Annotated in this window: 11 protein-coding genes and 1 pseudogene; 7 read left to right on the plus strand and 5 right to left on the minus strand. The window is 63.8% G+C overall.

Annotated features, from left to right (window positions below; genetic code table 11):
• The coding region (locus tag ACLEJW_RS15470; protein ID WP_440777851.1) for a hypothetical protein at nucleotides 1-237 on the minus strand (237 nt) is incomplete at its 3' end.
• 11 nt (nucleotides 238-248) lie between these two features.
• Nucleotides 249-485: pseudogene (locus ACLEJW_RS15475) on the minus strand (putative quinol monooxygenase); the annotation flags it as partial.
• 67 nt (nucleotides 486-552) lie between these two features.
• Here ACLEJW_RS15475 and ACLEJW_RS15480 point away from each other — a divergent pair.
• Nucleotides 553-1473: an AraC family transcriptional regulator gene (locus ACLEJW_RS15480; protein WP_145188041.1), complete on the plus strand. Its 921-nt coding sequence runs from the start codon at nucleotides 553-555 to the stop codon at nucleotides 1471-1473.
• Here the strand turns inward: ACLEJW_RS15480 and ACLEJW_RS15485 are convergent.
• Entirely contained in the window at nucleotides 1460-3100 is a 1641-nt protein-coding gene (locus ACLEJW_RS15485; protein WP_440777852.1) for a 5-guanidino-2-oxopentanoate decarboxylase, read from the minus strand. The two genes, ACLEJW_RS15480 and ACLEJW_RS15485, sit on opposite strands and share 14 nt — an antisense overlap.
• Nucleotides 3101-3214: 114 nt before the next feature.
• Between ACLEJW_RS15485 and ACLEJW_RS15490 the strand changes: the two genes are divergently transcribed.
• Both ACLEJW_RS15490 and ACLEJW_RS15495 read left to right on the plus strand, forming a co-directional pair.
• Nucleotides 3215-4096, plus strand: a complete 882-nt coding sequence (locus ACLEJW_RS15490; protein WP_440777853.1) for a LysR substrate-binding domain-containing protein — start codon at nucleotides 3215-3217, stop codon at nucleotides 4094-4096.
• Nucleotides 4097-4155: 59 nt separating this feature from the next.
• Complete coding sequence (locus ACLEJW_RS15495; protein ID WP_178108330.1) at nucleotides 4156-4329, plus strand: hypothetical protein; 174 nt, start codon at nucleotides 4156-4158, stop codon at nucleotides 4327-4329.
• 16 nt (nucleotides 4330-4345) lie between these two features.
• On the opposite strand, the gene ACLEJW_RS15500 is transcribed toward ACLEJW_RS15495, so the two are convergent.
• Nucleotides 4346-5215: an isocitrate lyase/PEP mutase family protein gene (locus tag ACLEJW_RS15500; RefSeq protein WP_145188051.1), complete on the minus strand. Its 870-nt coding sequence runs from the start codon at nucleotides 5213-5215 to the stop codon at nucleotides 4346-4348.
• 376 nt (nucleotides 5216-5591) lie between these two features.
• Between ACLEJW_RS15500 and ACLEJW_RS15505 the strand changes: the two genes are divergently transcribed.
• Nucleotides 5592-7043, plus strand: a complete 1452-nt coding sequence (locus ACLEJW_RS15505; protein ID WP_440777854.1) for an MDR family MFS transporter — start codon at nucleotides 5592-5594, stop codon at nucleotides 7041-7043.
• A gap of 68 nt (nucleotides 7044-7111) precedes the next feature.
• On the opposite strand, the gene ACLEJW_RS15510 is transcribed toward ACLEJW_RS15505, so the two are convergent.
• On the minus strand, nucleotides 7112-7744 hold the full coding sequence (locus tag ACLEJW_RS15510; protein ID WP_145188057.1) for a TetR family transcriptional regulator: 633 nt from the start codon (nucleotides 7742-7744) through the stop codon (nucleotides 7112-7114).
• A gap of 255 nt (nucleotides 7745-7999) precedes the next feature.
• Between ACLEJW_RS15510 and ACLEJW_RS15515 the strand changes: the two genes are divergently transcribed.
• From ACLEJW_RS15515 to ACLEJW_RS15525, 3 genes are read left to right on the plus strand one after another with little or no spacing between them, the layout of a single operon-like run.
• Nucleotides 8000-9154, plus strand: coding sequence for an efflux RND transporter periplasmic adaptor subunit (locus tag ACLEJW_RS15515; protein WP_145188060.1), 1155 nt, complete (start codon nucleotides 8000-8002; stop codon nucleotides 9152-9154).
• 3 nt (nucleotides 9155-9157) lie between these two features.
• The gene (ttgB, locus tag ACLEJW_RS15520) at nucleotides 9158-12310 is read left to right on the plus strand and encodes a multidrug efflux RND transporter permease subunit TtgB (protein WP_145188062.1); all 3153 of its coding nucleotides are present in this window, start codon (nucleotides 9158-9160) and stop codon (nucleotides 12308-12310) included.
• Nucleotides 12307-13761: an AdeC/AdeK/OprM family multidrug efflux complex outer membrane factor gene (locus ACLEJW_RS15525; RefSeq protein WP_145188065.1), complete on the plus strand. Its 1455-nt coding sequence runs from the start codon at nucleotides 12307-12309 to the stop codon at nucleotides 13759-13761. Before ttgB ends, ACLEJW_RS15525 begins: the two co-directional genes overlap by 4 nt.
• The last annotated feature ends 125 nt before the right edge of the window (nucleotides 13762-13886 follow it).

Genomic DNA, 13886 nt, shown 5'->3' on the forward strand with positions numbered 1-13886 from the left:
AGGACCCGTTTTTGTCTTTTTTTCCTTTCCCCCCCCTTCCCCCCCCCCGGCGCCCTTGAAGACCTGCCCGTCGAGGACCTTGTGAAAGCGCGGCGCGCCGCCCATGCCAAGGGCCTTGACTGCGATCGCCGCGCTGTAGCCGCCGCCCGCTGCCGGGACCATTGCCGATACCGCTTCGTGGTGGGGGAATTCTCTACGTGCCATGTTGCTTTCCGAGACAGGAGCGAAGGGCGGCATTCTAACCGTGATCAATCGAAGGTATGCAAGTCGAGACTGCTGACGACCCTGGCCTGGACCAGCTCGCCGAATACCTCCAGCGTCGGCGAGGCGAAATAACCACGCATCGCCTGCTGGTCCTGCCAGCTGCCGCTGAGCAGCCACAGGTCGGCGTCAGCCTGGGAGCGTTGGACGGTGAAGCCCAGGCACCCGGGGGTGCGCAACGAGGGTTCCAGCAGATCCCGCAGGCGTGCCCCGAGTTCCGCCGAGCAGTATTCGACTAGCGCCGCGCATTGCCCAAACCTATGCTGCGTCGGTCAGCAGAGGAAAGCCATCATGACCACCGCCCCGTCCATCGATCCGACCCTGGAGCAGCAGCGCCTGGAGCTTGCCGAGTTGATTGCCCGGCACGCCGGCGAGCCGCATGGCCCGGCCTCGGCCATCGCGGATCTGTACTTGGTGCGCTACACCGAAAACGTGCGTTCGGTGCCGACACTGGCGCAACCGGCGCTGTGCATCCTGGCCCAGGGCAGCAAGAGTCTGTTTCTGGGTGACGAGCAATATGCCTACGATCCTCTGCACTATATGGTGGTGTCGGTGACCCTGCCGCTGAGCGGCGTGCGCCTGGATGCCAGCCCGCAGAATCCCAGTCTTGGCCTGCGCATGGACCTCGACCCTGCCGAGATCAGCCAGTTGATCGCCGAGAGCGGGCCGATGCTGGTACCCAATCGGCCATCGGGTCGTGGCCTGTATGTCGACCGGACCGATGCGGCGTTGCTCGACGCCCTGTTGCGCTTGCTGCGCCTGCTGGACACCCCGCGCGACATCGCCATGCTTGCGCCGTTGTTTCGCCGTGAAATCCTCTACCGTATGCTGCGCGGGCCACAGGGCCATCGGCTGTACGAGATCGCCCTGGCCAATAGTCAGACCCATCGCGTCTGCCAGGCCATCACTTGGCTTAACACCCACTATCAGCAGCCGCTGCGCATCGAGGACCTGGCGCGGGAGGTCAACCTCAGCGCCTCGACCCTGCATCACCGCTTCAAGGCCGTGACGTCGATGAGCCCGTTGCAGTACCAGAAGCAGTTGCGCCTGCAGGAAGCCCGACGCCTGATGCTCAACGATGGCCTGGAGGCAGCGGTGGCGGCCTATCGGGTCGGTTATGAAAGCCCTTCACAGTTCAGCCGCGAATACAGCCGGCTGTACGGCGCACCGCCGATCCGCGACGTCGCCAGGTTGCGCGCTACTGCGGGCTAGTGCCGGCGTTCCATTGCTGCTGATCGATCTGGATCAAGGTCGGCCCGTGGCGCTCCAGCGCCTGGCCCAAGGCTGCCTGCAACTGCGCAACGTCTGCCACAGCCTGGGCTGCAGCGCCAAGGGCGCGGGCCACGCCGATGAAGTCGGGCGTATGGATATCCACGCCGATTGGCGTAACGGCGCGGTTGACCATGTAGCGCTTGATCTCCTCATACCCTTGGTTGTTCCACAACAGTACGATCAGCGGCACCTGCGCCTCCACCGCGCTGGCCAGTTCTGGCAGGGTGAACTGCAAGCCGCCGTCGCCGATCAGGCACACGCAGGGTACACGTTCACTGGCCCGTTCGGCGCTGCCCAACCACGCCCCCATGGCGGCCGGCAAGGCATAGCCCAGAGTGCCGTAGCCGGTCGAGGCATTGAACCAGCGACGCGGCGCCGGCATGTCCAGGGTGAGGTTGCCGGTGTATACAGGCTGCGTCGAATCGCCCACCAGCACGGCATTGGGCAGGCGTTGCAGCAAGGCTTGCAGCAAGCGGGTCTGGCTCAGCATCTGGGGGTCCCAGCTTGCCGCGAGGGTGGCGCGCAAGCGCTGCACGCGGGCGCTGCCCCAGCCTGCTTGGTGGCGCGGCTGCGCCCGCTTGCCCAGCGCCTCGAGCAATGCCTCGGTGCCCAGCCTGGCGTCGGCGACCAGGGCCAGCTGCGGCAGGTAGTTGCGTACGGTCTGGTCCGGGTCGATGTCGATGCGCAACAAGCTGCCGGGGATCTTGAAGCCGCCTTTGAACGTTACGTCGTAGTCGGTTTCAGCCAGTTCGGTGCCGATGGCCAGGACCAGGTCGGCTTCTTCGACCAGCTCACGGGTCGCCGCCAGCGACTGGGTCGAGCCGATCAGCAGCGGATGCCCGGCCGGCAGCAGCCCTTTGCCATTGATGGTCAGCGCCACCGGTGCCTGCAGGTGCTCGGCCAGCTGCGTCAGTGCAGCAGCGGCGCCCAGCGCTCCACCGCCTGCCAGGATCAGGGGCCGGCGTGCCGTGGCCAAGCGCTCGGCCATGCCGGCAATGGCATCCGGCGCAGCGCCGGCGCGGCTGCTGCGCACTGGGCGGCCGGGCAGCAGGTGATCGGCGGGTTCAACCAGCACATCCAGCGGGATCTCGAGGTGTACCGGGCGCGGCCGCGCGCCGTCGAATACCGCAAATGCCCGCGCCAGCAGTTGTGGCAAGTCATCCGCGCTCATCAAGGTCTGGGAAAACGCTGCCACTCCCGCTACCAATGCTGCCTGATTAGGCAACTCGTGCAGCTTGCCACGGCCACCGCCCAGTTGATCACGCGATTGCACACTCGATATCACCAGCATCGGGATCGAGTCGGCGTACGCCTGCCCCATCGCCGTGGTGATGTTGGTCATGCCAGGGCCGGTGATGATGAAGCACACGCCAGGCTTGCCGCGGGTGCGCGCATAACCGTCAGCCATGAAGCCTGCGCCTTGCTCATGGCGCGGCGTGATATGCCGAATGGACGAGTCCGCCAGGCCCCGGTACAGCTCCACCGTGTGCACGCCGGGGATGCCAAAGACATGGTCCACACCATAGCCTTCAAGGAGTTTGACCAGTACCTCACCGCAAGTTGCCATCGCTGTCACCGTCATTCTTCGTGGGGATCAGCCGCTATTGGATCCGCCACAGGGGTATCGTCACAATGCAAATAAACACATACTTGCCATGTCTTCAGCTCATGGCTGCCAGCGATGAAACGCCTCCCGCCCCTGCCCGCTCTGCATACCTTTCTGGTCACCGCCCAGCACTGCAATTTCACCCGCGCCGGGCGGCAACTGCATATCACCCAGGGCGCAGTGAGCCGGCAGATTGCAGCGCTCGAGCAACACCTGGGCTACCCGCTGTTTCAGCGCCAGGCCCGCGGCCTGAGCCTGACCCGCGAAGGTCAGGACTGGCTGCCACGGGTACAGCAGATCTTCGCACTGGTCGAGCAAGGCGTGCGTGAAGTCGGCGCGGGTAAAACGACCTTGCAGCTCAAGGCACCGACCTGTGTCATGCGTTGGTTGCTGCCACGGCTGATGGAGTGGCAAGCGCTGCGCCCCGACGTGCCGGTGGAGCTGACGACCACGGTCCAACACGGCGTGGATTTTCGTCGTGAGGGGTTCGACGCCGCGGTGATCTACGCTGACAAACCCGCTCCCGGGCTGGAAGTGCGCGAGCTGTTCGCTGAACAACTGACGCCGGTCTGCGCCCCCTCGCTACGCGATGGGCCGAACCCGCTGCGCCACGTGCACGACCTGGCCGGACACATGCTGCTGCACCCCTCGCGCGACGAGCATGACTGGCAGTCGTGGCTGCGGGCCGCCGGTGGGGCGCTGGCAGCGCAAGGGCCCAAGCAGCACTTCGAAACCCTGGACATGGCGATGGCCATGGCCTCCCAGGGCACTGGCGTGGCGATCGGCGACTGGGCGTTGATCGGTGACGATTTGCAAGCCGGGCGGCTGTGCATGCCATTCCCGTTGAAGGTGCCGACCGGCAAAGGCTATTACCTGGTGAACCCGAGCAAAGGCCCAGCGCCGGCACTGCTTGAACTGCTTGACTGGCTGCAGCAGTGCGCAACCGCTGAGCAATGATCGTCCGCCAGGACTATGCTCAAGGGTGTCACCTGGCGCGGTAGAGGGAGGTGGGCAGCATGGGCATCCGATCCAGACGAATCACCCTGGCCATGGCATTGATCGCAGTCGCTGCGCTGTATGGCTCGGCGTGCTGGCGCGCCGAGCTGCTGCGCAGTCAACCCAGCGCGGCGCACAGTTGCCTGCAGGCGCACTGCGTGCCACATACCGCCACCTTGAGCGCCGTGCGTTAGCCCGACAGGTGGCTGGTCACTCTTCGACGCTCATGTATTCCTTGGCCCAGCGAATGTAATCCTCGGGCTGGGTGTAGGTGTGCGACAGTTCAGTGGCGCTGAGGTTTTCCGACTTGTTCTGCTGACCGCGTTGCAGGCGCAGGCAGTCGTAGGTGGCCTTGATCGCGGCGAAATAGGCGGCGTGACCATCGACCACGATGCGCACGCCCAAGCGTGCCAGTCGCTCATCATCACGCAGATTGGGGTTGGCGTAGGTCACCAGCATCAGTGGCACGCTCAGGTGTTCGGCGATCTGCTCGAGGTGCTCGAAATCCTTGACCCCGACCATGCAGATACCGTCGGCACCGGCTTTCTGGTAGCTCTGGGTGCGCACGATGATCTCTTCGGTGCTGAGCACGCCCGCATTGGTGCGAGCGATGATCGACAGCGACGAGTCGACGCGTGCTTCCAAGGCTGCGCGAATCTTGCCCACGCCCTCCTCGACCGAAATCAGGTCGGTGGACTTACGCCCGAATTGCGCCGGCAGCAGTGTGTCTTCGATGGTCAGGGCAGCGACGCCCGCGCGTTCGAGCTCGATGACTGTACGCATGACGTTGAGCGCGTTGCCATAGCCGTGGTCGGCGTCGGCCAGCACCGGCAACTGCGCCACGCGGCCAATGCGGGTGGCCTGTTCGACGAACTCGCTCAGGGTAATGAGCGCAAAGTCCGGCGCGGCCAGCACCTGCAAGGACGCCACCGAGCCGCCGAGGATGCCGACTTCGAAGCCGAGGTCGGCTGCGATCCGCGCCGACATGGGGTCGAACACCGACGCTGTGTGATAACAGGAACCAGAAGCGAGCAGCTCGCGGAAGGCAAAACGCAGATCTTGGTGGGAAGCCTTGGGCATGATCACTCCGCTTATGAAATGTAGAAATTGAACGGTTGCTACCGACCCCTGAATCGGGTCTACCTGACCTGTTCCAACCGTCGCCATCTGGGCGGTCATGCTCGACATGCAGGCAGAGGAATAAAAGGTGTGGGAGACAGCGCTGCGAAAAACCTGCGGCAATTTGCTGCACCAGCATGGTGCAGGCCGCGATTTACAACCGCTGTGGCATACCAACGATATCACGCGGCCATGTTGCCATGGATGAATGCGCCAATGCCGATCTTGCATAGGGGATGCAGATAGTACATAGGAAGCTACCTAACTCGGGTTACACTTCGCGTACTTCGCGCGATTGGCTTTGCGCCGACGCAGTGCTCTCTACAAGGTATCGTTCGTGACAGCCGCCCTTCCCCCACCTGCCCTGCGCAGCGTCCTGACCGCCCTGATGCTGGCGATTTTCCTGGGCGCGCTCGACCAGACCATCGTCGCGGTATCGCTGCCGGCCATCTCGGCGCAATTCAACGACGTTGGTCAGCTGGCGTGGGTGATTTCCGGCTATATGGTGGCGATGACGGTAGCGGTGCCTGTCTACGGCAAGCTCGGTGACCTGTACGGGCGCAGGCGCATGATCCTCACCGGCATCGCTGTGTTCACCCTTGCATCGATCGCCTGCGCGCTGGCCCAGGACATGCAGCAGTTGGTGGTTGCGCGGGTCATCCAGGGCATCGGTGCCGGCGGCATGGTGTCAGTGAGCCAGGCGATCATCGGCGACTTCGTGCCACCGCGCGAGCGCGGCCGCTACCAGGGCTATTTCAGCAGCATGTACGCCGTGGCCAGCGTCGCCGGGCCGGTGCTGGGCGGTTGGCTGACCGAGTACCTGTCGTGGCGCTGGGTGTTCTGGATCAACCTGCCCCTGGGCATCCTTGCGCTGTGGGCGATTCGCCGCGCCTTGGCGGGCCTGCCGGTGCAACGTCGCCAGGCGCGGGTCGATTACCTGGGCGCCGTGTTGTTGATCGCAGGGCTTGGCAGTCTGCTGCTGGGCATCACCCTGGTCGGTCAAGGCCAGCAGTGGAATGCAACGCCAGTGCTGACGCTGCTTGGCTGTGCACTGTTCGGCTTGACCATGTTCATCGCCCATGAGCGCCGTTGCGCCGAACCGCTGCTGCCCATGAGCCTGTTCGGCAATCGGGTGGCAGTGCTGTGCTGGGCCGTGATTTTCTTCGCCAGCTTCCAGTCGATCTCGCTGACCATGCTGATGCCGTTACGTTATCAGGGGATCACCGGTGCCGGGGCCGACAGCGCGGCGTTGCACCTGTTGCCGCTGGCCATGGGCTTGCCGCTGGGGGCCTTTAGCGGGGGGCGTCTGACCAGTCGCACCGGTCGCTACAAACCACAGATTCTGGCCGGCGCCGTGCTGATGCCGATGGCCATTGTCGCCATGGCCCTGACCCCACCGCAATCGGCCTGGCTCAGCGGCATGTTCATGCTGCTGACTGGCGTCGCCTGCGGCCTGCAATTTCCCACGACCTTGGTTGGCACCCAAAGCGCGGTCGAGGGCAAGGACATAGGCGTAGCCACCAGTACCACGAATCTGTTTCGCTCCCTGGGCGGCGCGATGGGCGTGGCCTGCATGTCGAGCCTGTTGCTGGCGCTGCTGCAACAAGGTGGCTTCGAGCTGGTGGGCAACCCTTTGCTGGGCAGCCTCAAGGCCGCAGCCCCGGACCCTGCGGTACAACAGGGGCTGCTGGAGACCTTCCGCCATCTTCTGCTCGGCAGCGCCGCCATCGCCGTGCTTGGCCTGGCTGCTGCCCTGCTGCTGCCCGATCGGCAATTGCGCGGGCGTTAGGCTGAGGTCGGTTCAATCGGTTGTTAACGTTACTTGGGCAACACTTCCTCACAATCCTTAACAAAGTGTCATTTGCGCAGCGCAGGGCTCAAGCGCAGCATATCCAGCCCTGCATCGACCCATTTTTCGGCGTCGTGCAACAGATTGAAGCTCTCGGGCAGGAGCAGCCAGCGTCCGATTACTCCATCGACATAAGCGAACATTGTGATGGCCGCGCGCTCTATATCCAGCTGCTCGGGCAATTGTCCGCGACGCACGGCGTTGGCCAAGGCCAGGGTAATGCCCTCGTGGCAATCGAGCACCGCGCCCTGGCGTTGCTGGCGAATCTCACACATGTCGTCGGTGAACTCGCATTTATGATGCAGGATTTCATTGATGCGCCGGGTGCGAGCATCGAGCACCAGCTGGTTGAACACCTGCAGCAAGAGCGTGCGCATGCAACCGAGCGGGTCCAGTTCGTCTTCGCTCTCGCTGGCACGCGCCAGGTGGTCATGGGTTTCGTGCAGGCTGTCGAGCAGTGCCTGCACCAGTTCGGCCTTGTTATTGAAATGCCAGTAGATGGCACCGCGGGTGACGCCCGCCAGTTCGGCGATGTCGGCCAGGGTGGTTCGCGCAACGCCGCGCTTGTAGAACGCCCTTTCCGCCGCCTCGATGATCTGGGCGCGGGTTTCCTGGGCTTCTTCTTTGGTTCGACGGACCATGGCAGTGCAACCTCATCTGAGCCCGCTGCGCTGCGCAAACGGGGAAAATCGCCGGGGCCACCTCTGCAGGGCGCCTCCCGATTGGGCTAATCAATGGCTGAGGCGGTAAACATGTACCACCTGGCGGTATTTACAAACAACCATGAATGTAAGTATATTCGTTAGTAAGCTACTTATCCACCGGATAGTTTTCTTCTGACAAGACTGTTCCATTATTCTTGAGCGTCTCCCTGCTCTTGCGACCCGAGGATCCTCATGCAATTCAAGCCAGCCGTTACCGCTCTGGTTTCCGCCGTCGCCCTGGCAACGCTGCTAGGTGGCTGTAAGAAAGAAGAAGCCCCGCCCGCGGCGCAGGCTCCTCTGGTCGGCGTCGTCACCCTGCAAGCGCAGCCCTTCACCCTGACCTCCGAACTGCCGGGCCGCACCACCGCGTTCCGGGTGGCCGAAGTGCGCCCGCAGGTCAATGGCATCATCCTCAAGCGCCTGTTCAAGGAAGGCAGCGAAGTCAAGGAAGGGCAGCAGCTGTATCAGATCGACCCGGCCGTCTACGAAGCCAACCTGGGCAACGCCCAGGCCAACCTGCAAGCGACTCGCTCGCTGGCCGAGCGCTACAAGCAGCTGGTCAATGAGCAGGCGGTGTCGAAGCAGGAATTCGACGATGCCAATGCCAAACGATTGCAAGCCGAAGCCTCGCTCAAGAGCGCCCAGATCGACCTGCGCTACACCAAGGTCCTGGCGCCGATCAGTGGCCGCATCGGCCGTTCGGCGGTCACCGAAGGCGCGCTGGTCAACAGTGGCCAGACCAACGCCATGGCCACCATCCAGCAGCTCGACCCGATCTACGTCGATGTCACCCAGTCCACCGCCGAGCTGCTCAAGCTGCGCCGTGACCTGGAAAGCGGCCAGTTGCAGAAGGCCGGCGACAACGCCGCCTCGGTGCAACTGGTGCTGGAGGACGGCAGCGTGTTCAAGCAGCAGGGCCGCCTGGAATTCTCGGAAGTCGCAGTGGACGAAACCACCGGCTCGGTCACCTTGCGCGCGATCTTCCCCAACCCCGATCACACCCTGCTGCCGGGCATGTTCGTGCATGCGCGGCTCAAGGCCGGGGTCAACGCCAATGCCATCCTCGCCCCACAGCAGGGCGTGACCCGCGACCTCAAGGGTGCGCCGACGGCGATGGTGGTCAACCAGGACAACAAGGTAGAACTGCGCCAGCTCAAGGCCAGCCGCACGGTCGGCAGCGAGTGGCTGATCGAGGAAGGCTTGAACCCGGGCGACCGCCTGATCACCGAAGGCCTGCAGTACGTACGCCCAGGCGTCGAGGTCAAGGTTGGCGAGGCCAGCAACGTCAAGAAGGCCGGCAGCCCTGATCAGGCCGACGCGGCCAAAGCAGACGCCAAAGCGGAGTAAACCATGTCGAAGTTCTTTATCGATCGCCCGATCTTCGCCTGGGTGATCGCCTTGGTGATCATGCTGGTCGGCGCCCTGTCGATCCTGAAGTTGCCGATCAACCAGTACCCGAGCATCGCGCCACCGGCCATCGCCATCGCTGTGACCTACCCAGGCGCCTCGGCGCAAACCGTGCAGGACACCGTGGTGCAGGTCATCGAGCAGCAGCTCAACGGCATCGACAACCTGCGTTATGTGTCCTCAGAGAGTAACTCCGACGGCAGCATGACCATTACCGCCACCTTCGAGCAGGGGACCAACCCCGATACCGCCCAGGTCCAGGTGCAGAACAAACTGAACCTGGCTACCCCGCTGTTGCCGCAGGAAGTGCAGCAGCAAGGTATCCGCGTCACCAAGGCAGTGAAGAACTTCCTGCTGGTGATCGGCCTGGTGTCCGAAGACGGCAGCATGACCAAGGACGACCTGGCCAACTACATCGTCTCCAACATGCAGGACCCGATCTCGCGGACTGCCGGTGTCGGCGACTTCCAGGTGTTCGGTGCCCAATACGCCATGCGTATCTGGCTCGATCCGGCCAAGCTCAACAAGTTCCAGCTGACCCCGGTCGACGTCAAGACCGCCGTCGCCGCGCAGAACGTGCAGGTGTCCTCCGGCCAGCTCGGCGGCCTGCCCGCCATGCCAGGCACCCAGCTCAACGCCACCATCATCGGCAAGACCCGCCTGCAGACCGCCGAGCAGTTCGAGAAGATTCTGCTCAAGGTCAACAACGACGGCTCCCAGGTACGTCTGGGTGATGTCGCCGAAGTCGGCCTGGGCGGTGAAAACTACGCCGTCAGCGCGCAGTTCAACGGCAAGCCGGCCTCGGGCCTGGCGGTCAAGCTGGCCACTGGCGCCAACGCCCTGGACACTGCCAAGGCCCTGCGCCAGACCATCTCTGACCTTGAGCCGTTCTTCCCGCCAGGGGTCAAGGCGGTGTTCCCGTACGACACCACGCCCGTGGTCACCGAGTCGATCAGTGGGGTGATCCACACCCTGATCGAGGCCGTGGTCCTGGTGTTCCTGGTGATGTACCTGTTCCTGCAGAACTTCCGCGCCACCATCATCACCACCATGACCGTACCGGTGGTGCTGCTGGGTACCTTCGGCATCCTCGCCGCGGCGGGCTTCAGCATCAACACCCTGACCATGTTCGCCATGGTCCTGGCCATCGGCTTGCTGGTGGACGACGCCATCGTCGTGGTGGAAAACGTCGAGCGGGTGATGTCCGAAGAAGGGCTGCCGCCCAAGGAGGCGACCAAACGCTCCATGGAGCAGATCCAGGGCGCCCTGGTCGGTATCGCCCTGGTGCTGTCGGCGGTGCTGCTGCCCATGGCCTTCTTCGGCGGCTCCACCGGGGTGATCTACCGCCAGTTCTCCATCACCATCGTCTCGGCCATGGGCCTGTCGGTGCTGGTGGCGCTGGTGTTCACCCCGGCGCTGTGCGCAACCATGCTCAAACCGCTGAAAAAGGGCGAGCATCACAACGCCAAAGGCGGTTTCTTCGGCTGGTTCAACCGCAACTTCGACCGCAGCGTCAACGGCTACGAGCGCAGCGTGGGCAGCATCCTGCGCAACAAGGTGCCGTTCCTGCTGGCCTATGCCCTGATCGTGGTCGGCATGATCTGGCTGTTCACCCGCATCCCCACCGCGTTCCTGCCTGAGGAAGACCAAGGCGTACTGTTCGCCCAGGTGCAGACGCCGGCTGGCTCCAGTGCCGAGCGAACCCAGGCGGTGGTCGACCAGATGCGCGAATACCTACTCAAGGACGAAGCCGATACCGTGTCGTCGGTGTTCACCGTCAACGGCTTCAACTTCGCCGGCCGTGGGCAGAGCTCGGGTATGGCCTTCATCATGCTCAAGCCCTGGGGTGATCGCTCCAAGGAAAACAGCGTGTTCGCCTTGGCCGAACGGGCCCAGCAACACTTCTTCAGCTTCCGCGATGCGATGGTGTTCGCCTTCGCCCCGCCTGCGGTGCTGGAGCTGGGTAACGCCACCGGCTTCGACGTGTTCCTGCAGGACCGCGGCGGTGTCGGCCATGCCAAGCTGATGGAAGCGCGCAACGAGTTCCTGGCCAAGGCCTCGCAAAGCAAGATCCTCAGTGGCGTACGCCCCAACGGCCTGAACGATGAACCGCAGTATCAGCTGACCATCGATGACGAGCGTGCCAGCGCCTTGGGCGTGACCATCTCCGACATCAACAACACCCTGTCGATTGCCCTGGGTGCCAGCTACGTCAACGACTTCATCGACCGTGGCCGGGTCAAGAAGGTCTACATCCAGGGCGAAGCCAACGCGCGGATGAGCCCTGAAGACCTGCAGAAGTGGTACGTGCGCAACGGCGCAGGCGAGATGGTGCCGTTCTCCTCCTTCGCCAAGGGCGAGTGGACCTACGGCTCGCCCAAGCTGTCGCGCTACAACGGTGTCGAGGCCATGGAAATTCTCGGTGCGCCGGCCCCTGGCTACAGCACCGGCGAGGCCATGGCCGAGGTCGAGCGCATCGCCGGCGAGTTGCCTGACGGTGTCGGCTTCTCCTGGACCGGAATGTCGTACGAGGAAAAACTCTCCGGCTCGCAGATGCCGGCACTGTTCGCCCTCTCGCTGCTATTCGTGTTCCTCTGCCTGGCAGCCCTGTACGAAAGCTGGTCGATCCCGATCGCCGTGGTGCTGGTCGTGCCCCTGGGCATCATCGGTGCGTTGATCGCCACCAGCCTGCGCGGCCTGTCCAACGACGTGTACTTCCTGGTCGGCTTGTTGACCACCATCGGCCTGGCAGCGAAGAACGCCATTCTGATCGTGGAATTTGCCAAGGAACTGCACGAACAGGGCCGCAGCTTGTATGACGCGGCCATCGAGGCGTGCCGCATGCGTCTGCGTCCGATCATCATGACCTCGCTGGCGTTCATCCTCGGCGTGGTACCGTTGACCATCGCCAGCGGCGCGGGTGCCGGCAGCCAGCACGCGATCGGCACCGGCGTGATCGGCGGCATGATCAGTGCGACCGTATTGGCAATCTTCTGGGTACCGCTATTCTTCGTCGCTGTGTCGTCACTGTTCGGCAGTAAAGAGCCGAGCAAGGACGATACCCCTGAAACTCCACGTATTGAGGCTGGGCAATGACCAAGTCTTTGTTGTCCCTGGCGGTCACCGCTTTCATTCTTGGCGGCTGCTCGCTGATTCCCGACTACCAGACCCCGGAAGCGCCGGTGCCTGCGCAGTGGCCGCAAGGCCCTGCGTATTCGCCGGCCCAGGCCGCCGACGTGGCCGCCGCCGAACAGGGCTGGCGGCAGTTCTTCCGCGATCCGGCGCTGCAGCAGCTGATCCAGACCTCGCTGATCAACAACCGCGACCTGCGTATCGCCGCGTTGAACATCGACGCCTACCGCGCGCAATATCGCATCCAGCGCGCCGATCTGTTCCCGGCGGTGTCCGCCACCGCCAGCGGCAGCCGCCAGCGGGTCCCCGGCAACCTGTCGCAGACCGGCGATTCGAGCATCACCAGCCAGTATTCCGCGACCGTGGGCGTAAGTGCCTATGAGCTGGACCTGTTCGGCCGGGTGCGCAGCCTCAGCGAACAGGCGCTGGAAACTTACCTGTCCAGCGAGCAGGCGCGCCGTTCCACGCAGATCGCCCTGGTCGCCAGCGTGGCCAACGCCTACTACACCTGGCAGGCCGACCAGGCGCTGTTCAAGCTGACCGAAGAGACGCTGAAGAACTATCAGGAAAGCTACAACCTGACCCGTCGCAGCAACGAAGTAGGCGTGTCCTCGGCGCTCGACCTGAGCCAGGCGCGTACCGCCGTGGAAGGCGCGCGGGTCAAGTACTCGCAGTACCAGCGCCTGGTCGCCCAGGACGTCAACAGCCTGACCGTGCTGCTGGGCACCGGCATTCCGGCCAACCTCGCACAGCCGCTGGGCCTGGACGCCGACCAGTTGGCCGACGTGCCGGCTGGTCTGCCCTCCGACGTGCTGCAGCGCCGGCCGGACATCCAGGAGGCCGAGCACCTGCTCAAGGCCGCCAACGCCAACATCGGCGCCGCCCGCGCAGCGTTCTTCCCCAGCATCAGCCTGACCGCCAATGCCGGCAGCCTGAGCCCGGACCTGGGCCACCTGTTCAGCGGTGGTCAGGGCACCTGGTTGTTCCAGCCGCAGATCAACCTGCCGATCTTCAATGCCGGCAGCCTGCGTGCCAGCCTGGATTACTCGAAGATCCAGAAGGACATCAACGTCGCCAAGTACGAGAAGACCATCCAGACCGCCTTCCAGGAAGTCTCCGATGGCTTGGCTGCACGCAAGACCTTCGAAGAGCAGTTGCAGGCGCAACGCGACCTGGTCCAGGCCAACCAGGACTACTACCGGCTGGCCGAACGTCGCTACCGCATCGGCATCGACAGCAACCTGACCTTCCTCGACGCCCAGCGCAACCTGTTCAGCGCGCAACAGGCGCTGATCACCGATCGCCTGTCGCAGCTGACCAGCGAGGTCAACCTGTACAAGGCCCTCGGCGGCGGTTGGTACGAAAGAACCGGCCAGGCCAACCAGCAGGCGTCGGTGCAGGCACCGCAAGGCTGATAGCCCCTGCTTGGCAGCAAGCCCACCCTGGCGGTGGGCTTTTTATTGGGCGCTGTTCAGTGGCGAAATACCGAGGGCACATAGCGTTCGGTTACCGCCCAATACCGCTTGCGGCGAATTGCCTC

Source organism: Pseudomonas sp. SMSB3 (assembly GCF_052041965.1).
Taxonomy (GTDB): Bacteria; Pseudomonadota; Gammaproteobacteria; order Pseudomonadales; family Pseudomonadaceae; genus Aquipseudomonas.